The 21,844-nt window shown below is 67.7% G+C and carries 19 protein-coding genes and 6 pseudogenes; 16 read left to right on the plus strand and 9 right to left on the minus strand.

The window, feature by feature from the left end; genetic code table 11:
• Positions 1–61 precede the first annotated feature (61 nt).
• Both OG953_RS01945 and OG953_RS01950 read right to left on the minus strand, forming a co-directional pair.
• Positions 62–310, minus strand: a complete 249-nt coding sequence (locus OG953_RS01945) for an integrase core domain-containing protein (protein ID WP_405682106.1) — start codon at positions 308–310, stop codon at positions 62–64.
• A 1,204-nt stretch (positions 311–1,514) separates the two neighbouring features.
• Positions 1,515–1,961, minus strand: a complete 447-nt coding sequence (locus OG953_RS01950; RefSeq protein WP_405682107.1) for a hypothetical protein — start codon at positions 1,959–1,961, stop codon at positions 1,515–1,517.
• Positions 1,962–2,073: 112 nt separating this feature from the next.
• Between OG953_RS01950 and OG953_RS01955 the strand changes: the two are divergent.
• The 9 genes and pseudogenes from OG953_RS01955 to OG953_RS01995 all read left to right on the plus strand — a co-directional run.
• A pseudogene (locus OG953_RS01955) lies at positions 2,074–3,382 on the plus strand (NF041680 family putative transposase); the annotation flags it as partial.
• A 309-nt stretch (positions 3,383–3,691) separates the two neighbouring features.
• Positions 3,692–4,090, plus strand: a pseudogene (locus tag OG953_RS01960) (archease); the annotation flags it as partial.
• A 26-nt stretch (positions 4,091–4,116) separates the two neighbouring features.
• Entirely contained in the window at positions 4,117–5,100 is a 984-nt protein-coding gene (locus tag OG953_RS01965) for a CapA family protein (protein ID WP_405682108.1), read from the plus strand.
• A 5-nt stretch (positions 5,101–5,105) separates the two neighbouring features.
• Entirely contained in the window at positions 5,106–6,533 is a 1,428-nt protein-coding gene (locus tag OG953_RS01970) for an RtcB family protein (protein WP_405682109.1), read from the plus strand.
• A gap of 351 nt (positions 6,534–6,884) precedes the next feature.
• Positions 6,885–7,547 (plus strand): annotated as a pseudogene (locus OG953_RS01975) (dienelactone hydrolase family protein); the annotation flags it as partial.
• A gap of 166 nt (positions 7,548–7,713) precedes the next feature.
• Complete coding sequence (locus OG953_RS01980; protein ID WP_405682110.1) at positions 7,714–8,202, plus strand: hypothetical protein; 489 nt, start codon at positions 7,714–7,716, stop codon at positions 8,200–8,202.
• A gap of 11 nt (positions 8,203–8,213) precedes the next feature.
• Positions 8,214–8,813, plus strand: coding sequence for a cell wall protein (locus tag OG953_RS01985; protein WP_405682111.1), 600 nt, complete (start codon positions 8,214–8,216; stop codon positions 8,811–8,813).
• A gap of 40 nt (positions 8,814–8,853) precedes the next feature.
• Positions 8,854–9,747, plus strand: a complete 894-nt coding sequence (locus OG953_RS01990) for a MauE/DoxX family redox-associated membrane protein (protein WP_405691568.1) — start codon at positions 8,854–8,856, stop codon at positions 9,745–9,747.
• A 420-nt stretch (positions 9,748–10,167) separates the two neighbouring features.
• Positions 10,168–10,804 (plus strand): annotated as a pseudogene (locus tag OG953_RS01995) (helix-turn-helix domain-containing protein); the annotation flags it as partial.
• A gap of 18 nt (positions 10,805–10,822) precedes the next feature.
• Here the strand turns inward: OG953_RS01995 and OG953_RS02000 are convergent.
• Both OG953_RS02000 and OG953_RS02005 read right to left on the minus strand, forming a co-directional pair.
• Positions 10,823–10,999, minus strand: a complete 177-nt coding sequence (locus OG953_RS02000) for a hypothetical protein (RefSeq protein ID WP_307519953.1) — start codon at positions 10,997–10,999, stop codon at positions 10,823–10,825.
• A gap of 9 nt (positions 11,000–11,008) precedes the next feature.
• Positions 11,009–11,236: pseudogene (locus tag OG953_RS02005) on the minus strand (transposase); the annotation flags it as partial.
• Between the two features lie 183 nt (positions 11,237–11,419).
• Between OG953_RS02005 and OG953_RS02010 the strand changes: the two are divergent.
• Positions 11,420–12,223 carry a hypothetical protein gene (locus OG953_RS02010; RefSeq protein ID WP_405682112.1) on the plus strand — a complete coding sequence of 268 codons (804 nt, stop codon included), beginning with the start codon at positions 11,420–11,422 and terminating at the stop codon, positions 12,221–12,223.
• Between the two features lie 187 nt (positions 12,224–12,410).
• Here OG953_RS02010 and OG953_RS02015 read toward each other — a convergent pair whose 3' ends face one another.
• Entirely contained in the window at positions 12,411–13,691 is a 1,281-nt protein-coding gene (locus OG953_RS02015) for an ATP-binding protein (RefSeq protein ID WP_405682114.1), read from the minus strand.
• 409 nt (positions 13,692–14,100) lie between these two features.
• Here OG953_RS02015 and OG953_RS02020 point away from each other — a divergent pair, with 409 nt between their 5' ends.
• Entirely contained in the window at positions 14,101–14,301 is a 201-nt protein-coding gene (locus OG953_RS02020) for a CsbD family protein (RefSeq protein WP_405682116.1), read from the plus strand.
• Between the two features lie 265 nt (positions 14,302–14,566).
• On the opposite strand, the gene istB is transcribed toward OG953_RS02020, so the two are convergent.
• Together istB and istA are read right to left on the minus strand one after the other, a co-directional pair.
• Positions 14,567–15,358: an IS21-like element helper ATPase IstB gene (gene istB, locus OG953_RS02025; protein WP_266795039.1), complete on the minus strand. Its 792-nt coding sequence runs from the start codon at positions 15,356–15,358 to the stop codon at positions 14,567–14,569.
• The gene (gene istA, locus OG953_RS02030) at positions 15,358–16,890 is read right to left on the minus strand and encodes an IS21 family transposase (protein ID WP_405682118.1); all 1,533 of its coding nucleotides are present in this window, start codon (positions 16,888–16,890) and stop codon (positions 15,358–15,360) included. Before istA ends, istB begins: the two co-directional genes overlap by 1 nt.
• 297 nt (positions 16,891–17,187) lie before the next feature.
• Here istA and OG953_RS02035 point away from each other — a divergent pair.
• The 3 genes and pseudogenes from OG953_RS02035 to OG953_RS02045 form a co-directional block, all read left to right on the plus strand.
• Positions 17,188–18,045: pseudogene (locus OG953_RS02035) on the plus strand (IS30 family transposase); the annotation flags it as partial.
• A gap of 498 nt (positions 18,046–18,543) precedes the next feature.
• Entirely contained in the window at positions 18,544–18,999 is a 456-nt protein-coding gene (locus tag OG953_RS02040) for a hypothetical protein (protein ID WP_405682119.1), read from the plus strand.
• A 58-nt stretch (positions 19,000–19,057) separates the two neighbouring features.
• On the plus strand, positions 19,058–19,897 hold the full coding sequence (locus tag OG953_RS02045; RefSeq protein ID WP_405682121.1) for a transposase family protein: 840 nt from the start codon (positions 19,058–19,060) through the stop codon (positions 19,895–19,897).
• Between the two features lie 47 nt (positions 19,898–19,944).
• Here the strand turns inward: OG953_RS02045 and OG953_RS02050 are convergent, their stop codons facing one another.
• Positions 19,945–20,313, minus strand: coding sequence for a VOC family protein (locus tag OG953_RS02050; protein WP_405682122.1), 369 nt, complete (start codon positions 20,311–20,313; stop codon positions 19,945–19,947).
• Here OG953_RS02050 and OG953_RS02055 point away from each other — a divergent pair.
• Both OG953_RS02055 and OG953_RS02060 read left to right on the plus strand, forming a co-directional pair.
• On the plus strand, positions 20,303–20,716 hold the full coding sequence (locus tag OG953_RS02055; RefSeq protein ID WP_405682123.1) for a hypothetical protein: 414 nt from the start codon (positions 20,303–20,305) through the stop codon (positions 20,714–20,716). The two genes, OG953_RS02050 and OG953_RS02055, sit on opposite strands and share 11 nt — an antisense overlap.
• 60 nt (positions 20,717–20,776) lie before the next feature.
• Positions 20,777–20,983 carry a hypothetical protein gene (locus OG953_RS02060; protein WP_405682124.1) on the plus strand — a complete coding sequence of 69 codons (207 nt, stop codon included), beginning with the start codon at positions 20,777–20,779 and terminating at the stop codon, positions 20,981–20,983.
• Between the two features lie 233 nt (positions 20,984–21,216).
• Here the strand turns inward: OG953_RS02060 and OG953_RS02065 are convergent, their stop codons facing one another.
• Entirely contained in the window at positions 21,217–21,693 is a 477-nt protein-coding gene (locus tag OG953_RS02065) for a hypothetical protein (protein ID WP_405682125.1), read from the minus strand.
• Positions 21,694–21,844: the final 151 nt, after the last annotated feature.

Below are 21,844 nucleotides of genomic sequence, written 5' to 3' on the forward strand. Positions count from 1 at the left end.
ATCCATGCCAGAGGGGGACCAGTGTCCTTGAAGTTTCCCCATGATCTTGGACCCTCGATGCTTACGCTGCGGGGGTGTGGCTTTGCTCGTGTCGTTGCCGTGTTTCGAGCGGTGCGAGGTAGCCCCATTTGGTGTGCTTCCGTAGCCGCTTGCGGTTGTAGAAGGCCTCGATGAAGGCGAAGATCTCTGCTCGGGCGGCGGCCCGGTCCGGCCGGATCCGGGTACCGATCTCCTCTTTGAGGACGGCGAAGAAGCTCTCCGCAGCGGCGTTGTCGTAGCAGGATCCGGCCCTTCCCATGCTCTGCCGCATGCGCAATGTGCCTATTTCACGGCGGAGTTCGGCGGAGGTGTATTCCCCAGACTCAACCGGTCGACGCAACACCGGTTTCCTGGATCAAGAGTAGATGCTTGTTCAGGGCTTCGGCAGGTGTCTGCCAACCGAGATTCTTGCGGGGCCTGTTGTTGAGTGCGAGGGCAACGGCCTAACTCCGTCCCCATTCGTATGGTCGGGCTGTCCTGGATCCCACCGTACGGATTCGCCCTTGGGACCGGTCCCGACAAAGACCGCTACGCCCCTTGGAACTTGGGGTCCGATGTTACTTCGGCACCGGTCTCAGCCGACTGCCGTTCCAATGACCCCATGAAGAATCGGAACAAGCTGTAAGTAGGGTCGGGGACTGGCGCGGTGGCCAATGCTCCGTTTCCAGTCCCCGCCGCTTCAAACCGTGCATGCAGTTCTCCCGCACACGGCTTTCCGACATCGTTCACCGACTGGCATGCACAGTCGCCCTGCGTACGTTTCCGGTGAGGCGGTAGACCCCGAGCCGCGTGATCCACTCGGGACGGCGGCCCGGTCCTGCGGCGCCTTCCTCCCGGCGGATGGATCTAGCCGATACGGCACTCATCCGGGTCCCTCCCTGTTCGCGAATCGCATCGATGAAGCAGGGGCCCTTCGCTCCCAACGGGTTGTGCTGTCCCGCCGATCGGCACTACTACGACCCCCTCCGACTGCCTCTCGACAGCCCGCCATTTCCCGGTTCTGCCGGTTATAGGCAGGCCACGCTTCCCGGGCCGCAAATCCCCGGGGCCGAGGAGGCCCTCTCCAGTTCCCAGAACAACCTTCCGACCATTCCACGCCCCTTACGCCGGGAGGTTCCTCGGCGACCGCTCCAGGTCCAAGATCGCCTTCCGTGGCCTTCGCCAAACAAGCACAGGCTCGGCTCCTCCTTGGCCCGCCCACGGGCGGGGGTTAAATATCGACGCTGCAGGCTTCACTTCATGTTGCGGACTGACCGGTTGCACGCCCCCGAAGGGCGCTTGTCACTCCACTTCGACGCCACCATTTCGAGTGACGCCGGGAGTCAGCTACCGAGGACCCTGGCGTCTCCCCGGACCGGACTCACACCGGCTGGCTACCCTGAGCTTGACGTCCGGTGACATCCCCACATCCCTTCTGAGCTGGGAAGACGTCCGGACTGCTGGACGTACACTTGTTGTTTAACGTCGCAGGCCAGTTACGGTGCGGTCCCAGGTCCTGTCGCTGGCCAGCTTCCCAGCGCGGAAGCGAGCCGGTCCTGGAGCGCCGAATCGTCCACTTCGATGGCGAGGCGATACGCAATGGGCCCGATCTGCCAACCGGCGTGATGGTCGAAGTACGGATAGGGCCCCGCAACGTTGTGTGCGAGCTTGCCGACCAGCTCAGCGAGCCGGAAGAGCAGATGTTCCGCGAGTCGGCCTTCGCTGCCCAGACTGCTTCGGCGGACGCGGTCGAATAATTCGCGGCCACGACTCCACTGGGTTTGGTCGGCGGCCATCTTCAGGGCTGCTTCGATTTCAGTAGTCCTTCCCAGGCTCAGCGAAGCCGCCTCAAGGACGTGGCCAGCCCATGTCACTGGGTGTTGCTGCCGCTCGAACAGGGATCGCCCCCATTGGTGGATGTCGTTCGTTCTATCGCCGCTCATTTCACGATCATGACAACGTTGAAGATCAGGAACAACGGCGTTTCAGGCTGTTCGGCTCTCGGCTCAGGCCGACTCGAACGGGGCCTCGAGGAACAGCGCGAAGGCCGTGGTCGTGAGTTTGGTGCATCAGAGCGTCTTGCAGGATGCGTTCGCGGAAGTGTCACACTTCCGGTCGGAGTTGTACGCGTGCATGACCGCGCGGGGCGACGCGTTGTTCAAGTTATGCGACGCGCTGTTATGCACGGACGGGCCGGTGCGAACGCTGGTCGACCTCGCGCTCGCGCCTGAACACCGCCGCGGACACGGAGCCCTCTACGGCGGGCTCAACCAGGGGCGGATCGATGTTGGCCGACTGCGTCGAGCCCTGACCGGGCTGCCATTGCCGAGGGCAGCGGACGGCAGGCTTGTGCTGGCCGTGGATGTGTCGCCGTGGCTGCGGCCGGATGCCAACACCAGTGCCGACCGGGCCTCTTTGCCACACATTCGGCCGAGGTGAAGGCAAGCACCAAATGGTGCCCGGCTGGCCGTACTCGGTCGTGGCCGCGCTGGAGACCGGCCGCACGTCCTGGACGGCGGTACTGGACGCGGTCCGCCTGAAGCCCGGCGCCGACGTCGCGGCAGTGACCACGGTGCAGATCCGCGAGGTCGTCGAACGGCTCGTCGCCGCCGGCCAGTGGAAACCGGGTGACCCGGAGGTCCTGGTCGTGCTGGACGCCGGATACGACGCCCCGCGCATCGCCTACCTGCTGGCGGGGCTGCCTGTCGAGATCCTCGGCCGGCTGCGATCCGACCGCGTGATGCGACGGCCGACACCGCCGCGGGTCTACGACCCCAAGGGCGGCCGGCCGCCCAAGCACGGCGGCGAGTTCATCTTCGGTGATCCCAGCACCTGGGGCACCGAACAGGCCGTGACGACCACCGACACCCGGCTCTACGGGAAGGCGACCGCTCAAGCGTGGGACCGACTGCACCCGCGGCTCACCCGCCGGGCGGCCTGGCTCGACCACGACGGACCGCTGCCCATCATCGAAGGGACCATCGTCCGCCTGGTCGTGGAGAAGCTGCCCAGCGGCGGGGTGAACAAGCCGGTATGGCTGTGGTGGTCAGGCACCGGCGCCACCGAGGCGGATGTCGACCGTTGCTGGCAGTCCTTCCTCCGCCGCTTCGACATCGAGCACACGTTCCGCCTGTTCAAGCAGACGCTCGGCTGGACCAAGCCCCGGCTTCGCAGCTCGGAGGCGGCCGACCGGTGGACCTGGCTGGTGATCGCCGCCTGTGCCCAGCTCCGGCTCGCCCGCCCGCTGGCCACCGACCTTCGCCGGCCCTGGGAAAAGCCGGCCGAGCCGAACAAATTGACACATCGCCTGTGCCCGACTCACCCGAGTCACAAGCCGCCCGCGCACTCCTCCTCCGCCCCCGCCCACGCGGCCCTCAGCGTCGCATGCGTGCACTCCTTCGCGACGACCGCGAGACAACTACTGTATGTCGCCTTTCGATTGTCTGCGGTAACGATGAGGGGAAAGTGTGTGCACCGCCGACGGGTGGTCGCGCCTCGTGCAGGTTGCCCTGAAGCGGTGTACGGGACGACTCTGGAGGGGACATGGGCTGCGGCTCGGAGAACTCGGCATCAGGCTGTGCATCCGAAAGACGGCGGAGAGGCGCCGACCGTGGACGGTCGGGAACCTGTGGGGAAGCAGCGCGGCGCGAGTGGACACCGGGCTGTGCCACACACCGCGGACATGCGGGTGGAGGCATGGTCGCCGACGGCCGAGGGGTGCATCGGCGAGGCGGTGCGCGCGGTGCTGGAGGGCTTCGCCGACACGTCCGGGGCCGCGGTTGTCGGTGAACGCGAATACGTGGTCACGGCGGAATCCGACGAGGATCTGCTGGTGTCCGTCCTGGAGGAGGTCGTCTACCGAATGGATGCCGACGGTGAGATCCCGCTCGCTGTTGAGGTGGGGTCGATCCGGTCGGCGGGGGACGGTCGGGGCCTGTCAGTCCGCTTCCGGATGGCCGACGCCGGCACCGCCGTGCCGATCGGTGCGGTACCGAAGGCCGTTTCGCTGCACGACCTGCAACTGCGCGGCGGCCCTGGCGGCTGGACCTGCCGGGTGACCCTCGACGTCTGAGTGCAGGGCGGGGAAAGGACAGGATCATGACGCTGACGGTGGCACTGGCAGGCGACACCATGCTCGGGCGAAGCGTCGCCGAGGAGCTGCGCCGCTCGCCGGTGCCGGGGACGCTGGTCTCCACGGGGGTCAGGAAGGTGCTCGCGGAGGCGGACCTGTTCGTGCTCAACCTGGAGTGCTGTGTCTCCGACCGCGGTCGGCGCTGGCCCGACCCTCGAAAGGCTTTCTTCTTCCGCGCTCCCTCCGCCGCCGCGAAGGTGCTCGCCGAACTGGGGGTGAACTGTGTGACGCTCGCCAACAACCACGCCCTGGACTACGGGTTCGACGCCATGGCCGACACCCGAACCCTGCTGGTCGGGGCGGGCGTCCACGCGGTCGGCGCCGGGGCGAACGTACGCGCGGCCCGGGAGTTCGCGGTGCTCGAAGCGGGCGGTGTGCGGCTTGCGGTGGTGGGCGTCACGGATCATCCACGGGAGTACGCGGCCGGGGAGGACAGTCCCGGTGCGGCCTGGGCCGATCTCCACGCGGGGGTGCCCGGCTGGCTGACGGAGTCCGTGAGCCGGGCCGCTGCGGCGGCGGATGTCGTGCTGGTCACTCCGCACTGGGGCCCCAACATGACCTCCCGGCCGCCGCGCCACATCTCCGCCGCGGCCCCGGAGCTGCTGGCGGCGGGAGCGACGCTGATCGCCGGGCACTCCGCCCATGTCTTCCACGGGATCGCCGACCGGATCCTCTACGACCTGGGCGACTTCGTCGACGACTACGCCGTCGATCCGGTCCTACGCAACGACCTGGGGCTCCTCTTCCTGGTGACCTTGGACGGCCCGGATGCCGCGCACCTGGTTCCCGTCCGGGTGGAGGCGATGCCGCTGGCCCTGGACTACTGCCACACCCGCCTGGCGCGCGGCGAGGACCGGGAGTGGATCCGCGAGCGGCTCACCACCGCCTGCTCCGAGTTCGGCACCGCCGTCGCCGATCGGACCGGACGACTGACGGTCGACTGGAGGTGAGGGACGTGGACATCGCACTGGTGGAGAAGAGCCCGTACCGCTTCCGTATAGAGCAGCGGGAGCCGATGCGCGTACCCGGGGTGGTATTCGCCTCGCGGGCGCTGCTGCCGCAGGCGGCTGGGGACAAGGCGATGGAGCAGGTGGCGAACGTGGCGACGCTGCCCGGCATCGTCCGTGCCTCCTTCGCCATGCCCGACGTCCACTGGGGCTACGGCTTCCCGATCGGCGGGGTGGCCGCCACCGACATTTCCCGCGGCGGGGTCATCTCCCCCGGCGGCGTCGGGTTCGACATCTCCTGCGGCGTACGGCTGCTGGCCGCCGATATCGACCGCGAGTCGCTCGGTCACGACCGGATGCGGCGGCTGATGGACATCCTCGACAGCACCATCCCGCGCGGCATGGGGCGTGGCGGCCTGTGGAAGCTGTCGGGGGCCGGGGAGATGGACGAGCTGCTGGTCGGCGGCGCTCGGTACGCGGTCGAGCACGGGCACGGTGTGCCGCGCGACCTCGCGCGCTGCGAGGACTACGGCGTCCTGGACGGCGCGGCCCCGGGGCAGGTGAGCAAGCGGGCCGTCGAGCGCGGCCTCCACCAGGTGGGAAGCCTCGGCTCGGGCAATCACTTCCTGGAGGTCCAGGCGGTCGATCAGATCTATGACACGGCCACCGCGGCGGCCTTCGGACTGCGGGTGGGCCAGGTGTGCGTCATGATCCACTGCGGCTCGCGCGGCCTGGGACACCAGGTGTGCACCGACCACGTCCGCGTGATGGACCAGGAACTGCACCGGCACCGCATCCAGGTCCCGGACCGGCAGCTGGCCTGCACACCGGTCGACTCGCCCCGGGGTCACGCCTACCTGGGGGCGATGGCGGCGGCCGCCAACTACGGCCGGGCCAACCGCCAGCTGCTGTCCGAAGCCACCCGCCACGCCTTCACGACGGCTGCGGGAGTCGGTCTGGAGCTGATCTACGACATCTCACACAACACAGCCAAACTCGAGACCCACGAAGTGGACGGTGTGGCACGTCCACTGTGCGTCCACCGCAAGGGCGCGACGCGGGCGCTGCCGCCCGGCGACCCGAGCCTGCCGGAGGACCTCGTCCAGGCGGGCCAGCCGGTACTGGTCCCCGGGACGATGGGCACCGCCTCGTACGTGATGGTCGGCCTGCCCGGTAACGACGCCTTCCACTCCGCCTGCCACGGCGCCGGCCGGGTCTGGAGCCGCCACCACGCGCTGCGCATGGTCCGTGGGGAGCAGCTTCGCGGCGAGCTGGAGGCCCGGGGCATCGCCGTGCGCCCCTCCTCGTGGCGTGGTCTCGCCGAGGAGGCGCCGGAGGCGTACAAGGACGTCGACGCGGTCGCCGCCGTCACCGAGGGCGCCGGACTCGCCCGGCTGGTCGCCCGTCTGGTGCCGCTGGGCGTCGTCAAGGGATGAGCCGGCACGGAGCGGGAGGGAGGGACGCAGCTTCCCGGAGGGCCTGATCGGTGAGGGGTGTGCGCGGCCGGTGTCCTCGAGAGTGGCTCCTCCCCGCTCCCGCGTGGTTCGGCGGCAGCACGCGGACTCGCCGGACCTTCGAGCATGCTCCGACCAGGTGGGCTCCCGCGCCTCGGCGGAACGCGAGTAGCGTGGGGCGTAGGTGCAGGGGTCGGCAGGAAATCCGGTCGAGGCCGAGAGCAGGGATGAAAGATTGCCGTCCTGCAGCTTTCGGACATCGTCGAGCAAAAGGGCCCACCTTCTTGAGGCCATCGAGCAACAGCACGTAGACCAGCAACCGTGGGAGGAGCGGCTATGACGGCCGCGGATTCGGAAGTCGTCGTGCACGCCGGACCGGTCCGGCTCCACGGGCAGTTGTCTGTCCCCGAAGGAGCCACGGGCATCGTCGTGTTCGCCCACGGCAGCGGCAGCAGCCGGCACAGCCCGCGCAACCGCTTCGTCTCGACCTCGCTGAACAAGGGCGGCCTGGCCACGCTGCTGTTCGACCTTCTCACGGCGGAGGAAGAACTGGACCGCGCTCACGTCTTCGACACCGCTTTGCTGGCCCGCCGCTTGGCCGACGCCACCCGCTGGCTGCTCGAGCGGTCCGAGACCCATGGCCTCGCGGTCGGCTACTTCGGCGCCAGTACCGGCGCAGCCGCCGCGTTGTGGGCGGCCGCAGAGCCGGATTCCCCGGCCGTCGCGGTCGTCTCGCGCGGCGGCAGGCCCGATCTGGCCGGGCCCCGCCTGCCGACGGTGACCGCGCCCACGCTACTCATCGTCGGAGGCGATGACGAGGTGGTGCTGGACCTCAACCGCCAGGCCCAGGCACTGCTGCGCTGCGAGAGCCGACTGGCCGTGGTCCCCGGCGCCACTCACCTGTTCGAGGAGCCCGGTGCTCTCGGGAAGGTGGCGGACCTGGCCAGAGAGTGGTTCGCCGGCCACCTGGGCCGTCGTGCAGGACCAGGAGGTTAAGCGGCGGCGCGCCGAGCGGACAGGTTCGCCACCATCGATCGACGCGGAGCGAGGCCCTCGACCTGCGGAACGAGGCCATCTATGCAACCCGCTTGTCTACGCGCATCATTGGGTTGCTTCGCTCGCACAACCATCCCCAGCCGCAACACGGGCGTCCCCTCTTCAGATGTGCCTGCCGACGGGCGATGCAGCGCTTGTCATGCACTTGCCATTTCCTAGGAGGGGCAACACGCTGGCTTGCGGATCAACCAGCCTGTGGGCCGGTGAAACCAGCTGGTTCTGCTACGGCAACGCCTGGGGGCCATGCTCCAGTGCCGGCGGCAGCGCCTGCGGCAACTGCCATTCCAGCGCACACCACGGCGCGTGGCCCAACGCCTCACAGACGTGCTGGAACATCACCCGGCCCGACCTCTGTGGCGAGAACATTCCCGGACGCGGCTGCGGTGCGGTGATAAACGTCAAGCACCAGTGCCCCGGCGCGACGGTGTGCATCACGATCACCGACTGCGGCCCGCGCACCAAGGACTTGTGTGGTGAGGCGACTTGCTGCAACGGCACCTGTCGCACCAACCGGGTCCTCGACCTGACCCCGGCCGCCTTCTCGGCGATCGGCAACCTGAGCTCGGGCAAGCTGCCGGTCTACATCTACGAGTGAGGAGGACCGACATGACCGCACGACACGACCGGGCCGACGGCATGCGCCGGCGGCGCTTCCTCACCAATGCCGCCCTCGGCGGCGCGACCGCGCTCTACGGCCTCGACGCCGAGGCCGCCTTCGCCGCGGAACCCTCGCTCGACCCCGCGATAGCCAAGTCCACCTTCGTGGAGGGCCGCATCACGGGCATCACCGGCACCATCCTGGAGGTGGCCGGATCCAATGGCGGCCACTCCCGGGTGCAGATGACCAACGTCACCAGCGTGTGGAAAGTGCGCGCCACCACGGCCGAAGTGATCGAGGTCGGCGACGGGCTCTACGCACGCGGCGTCAAGATGCCAGACGGCACCGTGGCCGGCGACGCAATGTGGGTGAACATCGTGAATCTGGACACGCAGATCCGCGGCATCGCGAAGAACCGGCTGCACCTCGCCCTCGGGCAGCACGAACTGGTCGGCCACGTCGCCCCGTACGCCAGCGCCTCCTACGCGGGCCGCGCGCTGACGTCCGACCTGTCCCGGCTGCGCATCGGACAGCGCGCCCAGGTGCTCGGTGCCTGGCGGCCGTCCGACAACTCCGTGGACGTCGTCCGCATCTCCGTCGGGCACTGATGCAGGCCCAAGGACACAGAGAGAGAAAGAGACGCTGTCACTGACAACGAGCCTCGCTCCGCTGGTCCTCGCGGGCCTGCTCGGGTGGACCGGAGCGGGCAAGGTGTTCCGCCGGGGCACCGCACAGCTGGCGCCGAAGACGGTGCTGGCCCGGATGCTGCGCAGCAGTGAGCGGGCCACGACGGTGCTGCGCGCGACCGGCGCAGGTGAACTCCTGATCGCCGCAGGTCTGCTGGTGATTCCGGCGAACCCGGTACCGGGGGCCGCCGCCGCGGTCCTCGGGGCGGGCTTCCTCGCCTACCTCGGCTACGGCCGGGCCGTGGAGCCGGAGTCCTCCTGCGGCTGCTCGGCAAGTGAGGACACTCGCATCACCTGGCGGGCGTTCGCGCGGGCGGCGGTCGTGCTCAACGGCGGGGCCACGGTGGCGGTGGCACAGGGTACCTGGTGGCCGGCAGTCTCAGAGCGGCCTGGCGGTGCCCTTGTCTTCCTGGCCGGGGCGGCGGCGGTTCTGGTCGCCCTGTCGGCGGACCTCGACCGGTGGTGGCTGCTGCCACTGCGTCGGACGAGACTACATGTCTTCGGGCACCCGCTCCTCGGCACCGCCGCCGGGAACCAAGTGCTGGTCGCGGCGAGCGTCGAACTCCTGGAGAACTCCCTGGCCTGGCAGGCCGCCGCGCCAGTGGTCCGGTCTGCCTTGCCGGACCGCTGGGAGGACGACGGCTGGCGCATTCTCCAGTACTCGGGTGTGTACGGGGACCGGGAGAACGCGCGCCCGGTCGCGGTGGTGTTCGCACTCGACGCCACGGCCGGCCGCGCCGCCGGTGGCGACCCGGTCGTCCGTGTCAGTTATGTCGACGCGGACAGCGGGGAGGCGGTGGCCGTGGAGGAACTGGGCTCGGTGCCGTCGCGGAGGATCCTGCCGATGGCGGGCTGACGCCACGGACGGATACTTCGGCCCGCCACGGGCCTGAGGAGCACAGCAGGGCCGGTCCCGCGACAGCCGCGGGTCCGGCCCTGCTGGGAAGGCTAGCCGAAACCTACTGCCGACGCGCCGCCGACCGGACCCCCGGCTGCCGCGAACAACCTCGGACTTCTGCTGCACGAGACGGGTCGCACTGAGGAAGCCGAAGCCGTCCGGCGTCAAGCCGCCAACAACGGCTACACAGACGCCATGGACAGCCTCGGCATCCTGCTGCACAGACGGGTCGCGCTGAGAAAGGCGAAAGCAACGTCGACGCGTTTGGGTTCGCTGAGAGCTTTCTGGTGCTCTGACCGGGATGCTTCACCGGGTTGCGCTTCGCGGTCAAGAGCTGTGGGCCGGTTGGATGTGAGGACACATCCGATCTGGTGCGTGGTGGCAGAGCCGGTCAAGGTCCGCAGACTGGCCGAGCAGGAAGGGCCGCGGCTGCAGCAAATCGCGCGGCGGGGCAGCACCAACTCGGTGCGTTACCGGCGCGCGATGATGCTGTCGGCCTCGGCCGACGGGAACCGCGTGCCAGCGATCGCCCAGCTGGTGGCGGCCGACGAAGACACTGTGCGCGGCGTCATTCACCGCTTCAACGAGATCGGCCTGGCCTGCCTGGACCCTCGCTGGGGGGCGGGAGGCCGTCCCCGCCAGTTCAGTCCTGAGGCCGAGGACCTCGTGGTTCAGACGACCACCACTCGCCCGGCCGAGCTCGCCGCCTACCTCCGCAGAGTCCACGGGCGGTGATCCGCTTCGGTCGTGAGGTCCTGCGCTGTCTACTCGCCCGACGTGGCGTCACTTTCCGGCGGACCAAGACCTGGAAGGAGTCCACCGATCCTGACCTCGATGCCAAGCTGGACCGGATCGAGCACGTGCTGAACCGCTTCCGTGACCGCGTTTTCACGTTCGACGAGTTCGGGCCGCTCGGCCTGCGCCCGACCGGCGGATCCTGCTGGGCCGAGCAGCGCCGACCCGACCGGGTATCCCGGTGACCTACCACCACACCCACGGCGTGACCTACGTCCACGACTCTTAATGAGTTTAGTCAAGCCGCCTGAGCCTCGTCGGCCGCCTTCTCGCGGGGGTTGTACTCCCTCTCATAGAGCCGGCCATCCCGGAGCATGGCCCACAGGATGGAGACTCGTTGGCGGGCGACAGCGATGACAGCCTTCTTATGACGGCCCCTGTCGTGCGTGTAGCCCTGGTACTTGCGCAGATACATCTCCCTCTCCCACGTCCCCGCGGTCAGGCACGAGGACTGGCTGGCCAGGAAGAAGGCCCGTTGTAGGGGCCGGCTGTACTGGGTAGGGCGCTGGCGGTTCCCCGTATTCGAGCCGGAGTCCCTGGAGACGGGGGCCATTCCTGATGCGACAGCGAGCCGTCCAGCACTCGGGAATCTGGAAATATCACCGATCGCTGCGAAAAGTTCAGCCGCAAGGAGCTCGCCGAATCCGGGCATGGAAAGGACAACGGGCACCTGGGGGTGCAGGGAGAGAATTTCTTTGATCTCGCTTTCCAGTTCCTTCAGGCGGACGTTTATCTGCGTGATCTTCTGGCCATTTCGGCTACCAGCTCGGCCGCCAAGTCCTCTCCGCCAATAGCTGAGTCCTGTGCCTTAGCGGCCGTCACTGCCTTCTCTGCGATGGTTGCCGCTTTCCTCACGCCGCGCTTGGCGAGCCAGGCCGTGAGCCTGATCTCGCCCATCCGCCGAATGGCTGCTGGTGTCTGGTATCCGGAAAGCAAGACCAGCGGGCCGTCGGATCGGGCGAAATCGAAGGACCGCTCCAGCTCCGGGAAGATGCTGGTGAGCATGGCCCTCATGCGGTTGATGGTTCTGGTGCGTTCGACTGAGAGGCCATTGCGATGGGAGAGGATCAGGGCGGGCCATGACACTCCCGGTCAGCCGGGGGTCATCGGCATTGCGCTCGCCGCCGTGCTGACGGCCGCACTCGCGCAGGGTTCCTGGCAATGGTTCTTCACGTACATCGGAGTGACGCTTCTTGCATTGATTTTCTCCTTTTACCGACTGCCGACGTGGATCCCTGGCCTCGGATCCACGTACATGCGGAATCTGGCCGCGTATTCGCTGGTTGTCGGCCTGTGCGTAGCGATCACACTGGCCCCCGCGCTGCAGCGCTGGGCATGGCTGTTTCCGATGCCCGGCACTCGTAGCGGGTGCCCTGAGCTCGGCAGGTACGAAGGCATCCGCACGGAGGCCGCGCTGGCGAACCTGGTTGGTCGCGACAGTGCCGCCATGGCTCACGCGCAGGAGGTCCAGACCCACGATGCTGTTGCCGACTGCCTGTCAGCCACTACGACCCTGTGGCTGCCGGTGTACGGAGCCGGGGCGGCCGTACTGGTGGGTCTGGGCGCGTGGTCCCTTGACCGAGCTCGGGTGAGGAAAGAGGCGGCCGTGACCAGCCGAAATCCCCCTCGCAAGGACTGAGCAGGAGTGCGAACGCGACAGGACGGCAAGGAGTGGCTGTCAGGGCCACCGCCAGCCTCTGACGGATTGTGACAAGCGGTGTGTTTCGACTCCCCGTGGGCCTTGCCGAAGCGGAGCCTTCGCGATCGCGCAAACCACGTAAACCCTGTGTCCAGCAGCGCTGAGCAGCGGGCCTGGAACACCGGCATCACATGCGCGCGTGGTGCTCGATGTCTTCTCTGAACTTGGTGAGAGCCTGGTCGGTAAGTGTGGGCCGGGTGTCGGCGATGGCAGCGAGGTAGTCCTCGGTGCTGGCCGGCGCGCCTTTGCGGTCGGTGACTTCGCGTTCGAATGCGGCGTGGGAGCCTTTGCGAGCGGCGAACTCGATGTCGGCGGGTGTGAACATCTCGCTGGCTGACACCAGTCGGTGCAGCTTGATGTCGTTGGCGGCGGGGCCGAGGTAGCGCTGCCAGATCGCCGCCCGTGCTTTCGGATCTGGCGGGCCGACCGGAATGACGTAGTCGAACCGGCCGGGGCGCAGGAACGCCGGATCGAGGGAGCGGACCGAGTTGGTGGCGCAGATCAGCAGGCGGTTGTCGTGGTCGCGGAAACCGGGGATCAGCTTGAGTAGTTCATTGGTGACTCCGTGGCCGGGATCGACGGCCTGACCGGACCGGACGCCGGCGATCTCCTCGACCTCGTCGATGAACAGCAGAACGGATTCCAGCTCCGCCAGATCGGCGAACGTGTCCCGCAGTGAGGCTGCCAGTCCGCCGGTGGCACCCTCCGTGAGCCGAGAGGGAAAGAGTTCCACGAACGGCCAGGCCAGCCGGGAGGCGACCGCCTTGGCGAAACTGGTCTTTCCGGTGCCCGGCGGGCCGAAGAGGATGACGGCTTTCGGCGGCGTCACTCCGTACCGGTCGGCCAACACGGGCTCGGCCAGTGGCAGCACGATCCGCCGCTCGATGGCTTCTCTCTCTCGTTCCATGCCCGCAAGGGCATCCCAGAGCCCCTGCGGTAGCACCCTTCCGCCGAGCTCAGCGAGCAGACCTGCATCACTCGCCCCGAGATGCTCGACCTTCTCGTAGAAGGTCAACCCGTCGCGAATGCGGTAGCCGGAGTTTTCCAGCGCCGTAGTTCCGGTGGCCCCCGGGGCGAGCAACGCACCGATCCGGCGCACCCCCTGTATGCGCAGACGCCTCTCGATTTCCGCGATCAGGGCGCTCCCGAGTCCGCGGCTACGCCACATCCTTGCGAGCGCCACCAGCGTGATCCAGGCCCGCTCGCCCTGGGCCTGCGCCACTGCCATGCCCACCAGGTCCTCGCCGACCACGGCAACAACTACGGTCCCGCCGGTCCGGGCTGAAGCCATGGCCTCAGAGACGGGGAACACGGGAGGCATATCGTCATCCTGCCGGTCCTGATCCCATATCTGGATTGCACGGTCCAGATCGTCGTCACGGAAGTCCCGCAATCGCCACGTCGGCATCATCGCCACCTTGTCGGCAGGTCGCCGCCGCCACGCCGACACCCTGGCCGCGGCCTATCCAGCGGCTGCCCCGCTCCTGCTCCTACCTCATTCTCCGCGCCAATCAGATGCCCGTCGACCGGGCGGGCGGGTGTCCACCCGGGGAGAGATCCCGGCGTTTGATAATCGGCAGCAGTCCTGACAAGTCCCGGCCGCTCAATGTCGGTGGCACGGTCTTCAATCTTCAGCGGCAACGCTCAAGCTTCTATGGCCCAGGACACCTGTGGGTGACCCCGCCGACGAGGGTGCGGCGGAGTCAAGGCCAGTGTGCCAGGTGCATCCTCCCTCTCACTGCGTCTCAGACAAGGCGACCTGACTTGAGATGTCCTAGTTTGGGAGGGGCAAGAATTCGTCCACGCGAGGAGTCGTGATGACTCACGGAAGCAGCAAGGACAAGCTCACAGGCAAGGCGAAGGAAGCCATGGGCAAGATGACTGGCAACCGACGCAAGGAAGCCGAAGGGAAGGCAGACCAGGCCAAGGGGCGGGCGAAGGAAGCCGTAGATGACGCCCAGAAGCGCATTCCCGGAAGGTCCGGCCCGAAGGATCCACTGATCACCGACGACGAGTAGTTACAGGCCCCGGGCCCCCGTCCGATCTTTAGTTCTAGTGGTCGTCGCAACACCCCGGTTCAAGGGGTGCAATGGAGTTCGAGATCCGCAAGAACAGGACGCCGGGGGCCGGGAGGCTGATCCGAGAGCGGGCCGCATACTTCCAGCTCATGTGTCAATGGCCTCGAAGTTCTCCCCGTAGGCGGCCAGGAGTGCTCCCCGCTGGCGGCCTGCGAGATCTCCCCAACGGCGGCCAGATAATTCCCCGCCGTGGTGAGTGCTGTGATCAGCTGAAGGGCTTGACTCCCTGTCCGGAGGTGGCCTGGGTGAGCCGGAAACTGTCACCCTGGGTGACCACGATGTGAGCGTGGTGCATGAGCCGGTCGACGGTCGCGGTGGCCAGCGTCTTCGGCATGATCTCGTCGAATCCGGAGGGGTGGAGGTTGCTGCTGACGGCGAGCGCGCGTCGTTCGTAGGCGGCGTCGACCAGGCGGTAGAAGCCCTCGGCGGCGTCGGGGCTGACGGGCAGCAGGCCGATGTCGTCGACGATGATCAGGTCGGATCGGATCACCCGGGTCAGGGCCTTGGCGATGGAATCGTCGGCCCGGTGACGGCGGACGAGGGCGCCGAGGTCTTCGATGGAGAACCAGGCGACGGCCATCCCGGCCTCGACGGCGGCCTGCCCGAGGGCCTCGCACCAGTGGCTTTTCCCGGTCCCCGATGGGCCGACTACGCAGAGATTTTCCCTGCGTTGGACCCATTCGAGGGTCTTGATGGAGTCCTGGGTCGCGCGAGGTATGGAGGATGCCTGCTCGTCCCAGTCGCCGAACGTCTTCCCGGCGGGGAACCCGGCCCGCTTGCGTCGAGTGTGCAGGTTCGCTCGGTCGCGGCCGGCGGCCTCTTCGGAGAGGAGGACGCGTACGACTTCTGCGGGGTCCCACCTCTGGGCCTTCGCGGTGGGGATCACATCGGTCAACGCCTTGCGGATGTGCGGGAGTTTGAGCCGCTTGGTCAGTTCGATGGCCTCGGCGAGCTGGTCGCCGCTGGAGCCGGAAACGGTGCGCAGTGGGGTGGCCATCAGAGAGTGTCGCCTTCGTCTTCGTCGTCGTGTTCGAGCGGGATGGTGCCGAAGCGGGACCAGGCGGAGGTGCCGGGCTGCAGGCTGTGGGTTTCGCTGGCGCGGGTGACCTCGACGTTTTCCAGGCCGACCTGGTAGTCGAGGATGGAGATGAGGTCTTTCTCGGCGAACCGGCCGGTGACCGCGGCGGTGCCAAGGGCCCGGTCGACCTCGGCAGTGGAGTAGAGCTTGGAGAAGGCGACGGCCTCGGCCATCTTCGTCTTGACCTTGCGTGTTCCGGCGGTGGCGGCCTCGACCAGCCAGGAGGCGGCGCCGGGGCCGAGCATCAAGAACGCGGCCTCCTCCGCGCTGGTCGCCTTCGGGACGCGATCGCCTTCCTTGTTCTCGCGCGGCGGGTAGTGCGCGTCGTCAAGGACCGGGGTGCCAGCCGATCCGCGCGGGTGGCGGGCCACCTCGCGGGCATGACCGTCGGCAGGGCCGACGGCGGTGACGATCAGTTCGTCGCCGTGGAATCGGGCCCAGACCCGGGTGTCGATCAGCTGGTGCGGGACCGAATAGCGCACGGCCTCGACCGAGATCGTGGAGTCCCAGCAGACCCTGCGGGTGGTGCCGAACGCGACGGTGAAGGGCTGCTTGGGCAGCGGATGCAGCCGCTGGCGTTCCTCGGCGAGCATCTCGACGGGCCGTCGTTGGGTCTCGCGGTGGACCCGGTTGTTGACCTCCTCGCAGAAGGTGCGGCAGGCCGACTCAAGGGCGGCGAAGTTGCGGTATTCCTCAAGGAGGTTGACGTCTTTGGGGACCAGGTCGGCCTTGGCGATGCGGACGGTCGCCTCGCTCCCGCCCTTGGTTTCGGGGTCCGCCGGCAGACAGGTACGTATCGTCATGCCGTAGTGGCGGGCGACCTCAACGATCTCGGGGTTGCGGACCGCGATCCCGGCGATGTGGTCGGTGGTGACCGTCTTCTCGTTGTCGGTCAACGCGTAGGCCGGGACCCCGCCGATCCGCCGCAGCGTCGCGTCCAGACACGCGGTGATCGTCGGCAGCGTCTTGTCCCAAACCGGGATCACCACGCGGAAACGCGACCAGGCCACCCACGCGCACCACAAAGAAGTGCGTCGTCCGCCGATCTGCGGGCCCTCGCCCCAGTCCCATTGCAGCCATAGCCCCGGCTCGGTGATCCAGGGCCGGTAAACCCGACGCTGACCGGCCCTGAACTGGGCTTTTGCCTCGGCGACGGTGCGGCGGGTGGTGCGTTCCCCGCCCGTGAAGCCCATCGCGGTGATCCTCTTGTGGACCACATCCGCACGGATCCGCCCGTTCGAGCGGACCACCAGCTCTTCAATCTTCGGCAGGAACACGTCGATCGCACGGTCGCGGTGCCGACGGACGTCGGGGTGCTGTCCAGCGGCCCGCATCTTCACATATCGGGCCACCGTGTGGTGGTCGCACCGGGCGAGCTCGGCCGCCGCGCGGTAACTGCCCGTGAGGTCGTACGCCTCAAGGATGTCCATGATCTCCCTGCTGTTCTTCACCCGCTCGAGCTTCGCCGACCGGGTACGTCTGGGGCGAGCGGGGAGATATCTGGCCGTCCGTGGGGAAATCCCTGGCCATCAGTGGGGCCGTAAATGGCCGCCTATGGGGAGTATGCCGAGGCCACGGTCACTCATGGAGCAGAGTCACCCGGGAAACGGACCGGAACGTCGGTGTCAACCTCCGCACGGGCAAGAAGTGGCGTAACGGCCACCACTCGCCCGGCAGGGGTTCCTCCGATCTACCGGGCTCACGGGCAGACGCCTGTGAGCACGCAGGACCAGGAGGAGCTGCCGGCCCCTGCGTCGCGCTATCTCCAGCAGGACGACCGCGTCCACATCGCCGACCGGTTGCGTGAGAAGGCATCCATCCGGCAGATCGCCGCAGAGTTGGGCCGCAGCCCCTCCACCATCAGCCGGGAGATACGCCGCAACCGGCACCCCATGCCCAAGGGCGGCTTTGCCTACCAGTCGTTTCACGCCCACCGTCGCGCCGAAAGGCGGCTCCCTCGGCCGAAGCCAGGCAAGATCAGCCAGAACACCGAGCTGCGGGACTTCATCCAGGACTACCTCACGATGCGGTGGAGCCCTGAACAGATCTGTCAGGCTCAGCGGGCACGCTTCCCCGACCGGCCGGAGATGCACGTGACCCACGAGACGATCTACCAGGCCCTCTACGTGCAGGGCCGCGGGGAACTCCGCCGGGAACTGACCCGCGCGCTTCGTACCGGCCGGGCCTGCCGGCGCCCGCACCGCCATGCTCACAAACGCAGCTCCCGCGCCGTCAAGAACATGGTCATGATCAGCGAGCGGCCGGCCGAAGCCGAGGACCCGGCCGTTCCCGGCCACTGGGAAGGCAACCTCATCATCGGCAAGGACGGGCGCTCCGCCATCGGCACCCTCGTCGAGCGGTCCACCCGCTACGTAATGCTCGTGCACCTGCCACCCAGCCACAGTGCCATCGCGACCCGCAACGCACTCGCCGCCACCGTCCAGACCCTCCCGCCGCACCTGTGGCGGTCCCTGACCTGGGACCAGGGCTCGGAGATAGCCGCTCACCGGGCGTTCACCGTGGCCACCGACATCCCGGCCTACTTCTGCGACCCGGCCAGCCCCTTCTGGGTGGCCTGGCAACGCGGGGAGGAAATGGCAACTTCGTGAGACGCAACCAGCGCCCACGGCGCTTTCGCCCATCAGGCGGCAGGTCACACTGCGCCACGCGAAGATCCGCAAGAACGCCAGATACCGGCAGGCGGCCCGGCCAGCCAGTTAGGGAGACAGGCCAGGGGCGACCGGGCCACCGCCGGTGTCTCCATCCTCATGCCAGACCCGCACCGCCGCATCTGGGCCGGCCAGATGCGCCCGCCGTCACGCTGGGCCACCCTGGAGCCATGGCAGCACCACCGATCACCATCCACGCACGCACCCCGTCCGGCGCCCGGCCCGTGACCGTGCACTCAACAGTCGCGACGAAAGACTCGGACTCGCACACAGAAGCTGCGCCATCTTGAAGTGGCTGGTCAGGGTGCTGGTGTGATGTCGTTTCGGGGTGCTCGTGCTGGTCGTGGGCGGCAGTCTGGGGTGTAGATCGTCTGGCGGGAGTGGGTTTGTGGATTCCCGTCCGTCGTCGCGGGTGCCGCTCCTACGCTCGGGCCCATGATGGATCTCGAGGTGTTGGAGCGGATCGCCGCGCGGCGTGCGGAGCTGGACGGACTCGAAGAGCAGCTGGTCAAGCAGCTGTCGGAGGTACGAGCTGAGCGCGATGAGCTGGCCGTGGCCGAGCGGGTGTGGCAGCGGATGAGCGAGCAGCTCGCCGACGAGCGCACGGAGGCCGGGTCGCCGGTGGTCCAGGTGGCAGGTCGGGCGGTACGGCCACCCCCGGACCGTGGGCCGGGGGTGGCTGAGTCCGCACTGCCGGCGGAGTACCAGCGCATCCTGACCGCGGTGCGGCAGGCCGCCGGCCCGGTCGCCACCCGGCAGATCGGCGAGGTGCTGGGCTTGGACACCGGGGTACGGGGCAAGCTGGAGCCGTTGCGCGGGAAGCTCACGAAGCTGGCCGACCGCGGCTGGCTGCACAAACGACCCGACGGGAAGTTCACCACCCGCCCGTGACCGGTCCGCACGGCGATCGGGGCGTAACCAAGGTACCCCCGGCGGCTGTTGGAATTGTGTGACGAAAACCGAAGAGCACGCCGGAGACACCGTGTCCCTGGTCTACCAGTGCCGCCTGCCGCTGTCCACGCACACCCTGCACTACCTCACCGACCTGCTGCGACGCCATCTCAAAGCGATACGGTCGAGGTGGCGGGCGCTGCCGCCCGGGAGGATCGCGGTGATTGTCTTGGCTGTGCTGCGGCACGATCAGCGCCTGGCCGACATGGCCGGCGGCAACGACATCTCCGCCACCACCATCCGGCGCTGGCGCGACGAGCTGATCCACCTGCTGGCCGCGAAGGCCCCTCGCCTGGACCGCGCCCTGAAGAAGATCGCCCGGCGGGGCGGCGAGGTCGTCCTGATCGACGGCACCCTCATCCCCACCCAGCGCCGTACCGGAGAGGCGAACCGCCCGAATTACTCCGGCAAGCATCGCCGCCACGGCCTGCACGTCCTCGCGCTGACCGACGAGCGAGGCCGGATGATCTGGATATCGGCCGCCCGGCCCGGCCGCACCCACGACATCACCGCCGCCCGCCGCGACCGCATCCTGGCCCACCTGCGTGCTGCCGGCCTCGGCGCCCTGGCCGACCTGGGCTTCCTCGGCCTGGACGACGACGGGGACGATCCCGTGGTCGTCACCGGCTTCAAGGCCACCCGCGCCCGCAGGCTCTCATCCGCCGAGAAGGAGGCCAACCGGGTCCTGGCCGCCGGACGCGTCCCCGTCGAACGCGGCTTTGCCCACCTGAAGAACTGGCGGATCCTCACCAAGCTCCGTACTGACCCCGCCCGCGCCACCCACCTGTTTCGCGCGCTGCTCGTCCTGACGAACATCGAGGCCACTATCGACAATTGATCTCTACCGCAGGTAGCCCACGATCAGCACATGCCCCCGGAACAGCGTCACCGGGCCGGGATCGGCTGAGTGAGGTTCACCGGGTTGCCGTCGGGGTCCTGGATGTGGGCGACGCGCTGTCCCCACGGCATGTCGTTGGGGCCGCTGCGGACCGAGCCGCCCAGCGCCGCCACCCGGCCGAGCGTCTCGTCGACGTCGTCGACACCGATGCTGAGCAGGATCCGCGACGCCGCCCCAGCCCCCGGGTTCGCCTTGGCCACCAGCCCGAGGTCGGTGTCGCCGATGCGCAAGCCGAGGTAGAAGGCCGGGCCTTCCGCCGGTACCCGGAAGATCTCCTCAGCGCCGAACAATTTCGTATAGAAGCCGAGCAGAACGTCCTGGTCGGCAGTCACGATCACTGGCTGGATGGTGGACATGGCACTCCTGTCGAGAACGGTCGTGTCGCTGGGTAGACCGTTTGAGGACGGTGAATTCATCGGCAAAACCACCCCGCCGGACGATCTACAACACAGACTGCCGCCCACGACCAGCACGAGCACCCCGAAACGAGGTCACGCCACCCCGCTGACCAGCCACTTCAAGATGGCGGAGCTTCACAGCGATCACGACCTCATTGTGTTCCTCGCCGACGCCGGCTTGGCGGACCCGGAGCGGATCCTCGACAACCCCGCTGTGGTCCGGTTGCAAGGCGCCGAAGCACATCGGTACGAGGTCATCGCCAGCCGTTCGCCAAAGAATGCGATGACGGTCGGGCCTGTTCATCTGTTACAGCCTCTGCACACCGCAGAAAACATCGAGCAGTTCGAGAGCGCGTGGTGAGCGGTGCCCATACAACGTCGTGAACGTCACCAGGGCGATGAAGCCAGTGATCACCAGCGTATGTCGCTCAAAAAAATTCAACAGACCGACACCTACGGCGGCCACAGCGTCCAGCCCTCCGGCCTCGGACAGCCACAGCCACTCACGGCTGGGGACCGTCTCCGCCGGGCCGCCGCTGTTCTTGAACTCTCCGACGATTTGCACCAGCTGACCACCCACGACCACGATCTGAGGGGCGCCAGCTACGCGCTGGACAACGACGAATAACTCTGGTCATCATCTTTATTCAGGACAGGCGCTGAATTAGTTGATGGAAAAGTGCACGTGCGCGGCGGACCGGGCGAGCGCATCGGCGTGACAGGCCGCATCTTCCGCGGCCCTGATGAATGGGGACCGAGACCGCAGAGGCATCGGAAGAGTAGGCATCAGACCTGTGAAGCAAACAGGTCTGATGCCGTGGGTGGCACTACAGGGAACCCCGGAACGACGCTACCGAAGGGTCAGTCCCCCGTGTTGGTGGCCCAGACCGGGCGCCTGTCCGTGTTGTAGACGACTACGTTGCCGTCATCCTGGACGGCGAGGTACGCACCCTTGCGCCAGGTGCCGGAGGCCCAGAGCGGGTGGCCGCCACGGTCGTACAGAACGAAGTTCCCGTCTTCCTGCATGACCGCGTGGTCGCCGTTGGGGTAGGCGCCGGGGGCCTGCCACACCGGCCGGTTGTCCTTGTAGAGGACGAAGTTCCCGTCCTGCTGCACCCGCAGGATGGCCCGGCCGTTGCCCGAGGTCCAGGCGTGGTTCTTGTGCAGCGTCGCCCTCGGGTGGATCAGCGTGTCGGACGTGGGGCGCGCACCGGAGGCCTGGGCGTGGCGGACCGCAGCCGGCGCGGACACGGAGGCCTGAGCGGTACCCGCCAGCATTCCGCCGACCGCGAGCAGCGCGGTCGCGACGGCGAGCGACGGGAAGGTACGGAGTTTCATCAATTGCCCTTCATCAAGGGATCGGAGGCGTCCTGTTTTCAGGCCGCGCCATTAAACTCCCACAGATCCTTCGGAGAAAACCTGTTCCGAGAGATCTGGAATTAGTGCTGATTACTGAACTCCATATCAGCATGTATGAATTCTTGTTTCA

It is taken from the genome of Streptomyces sp. NBC_00057 (assembly GCF_045041165.1).
In the GTDB taxonomy this organism is placed as follows: Bacteria; Actinomycetota; Actinomycetes; order Streptomycetales; family Streptomycetaceae; genus Streptomyces.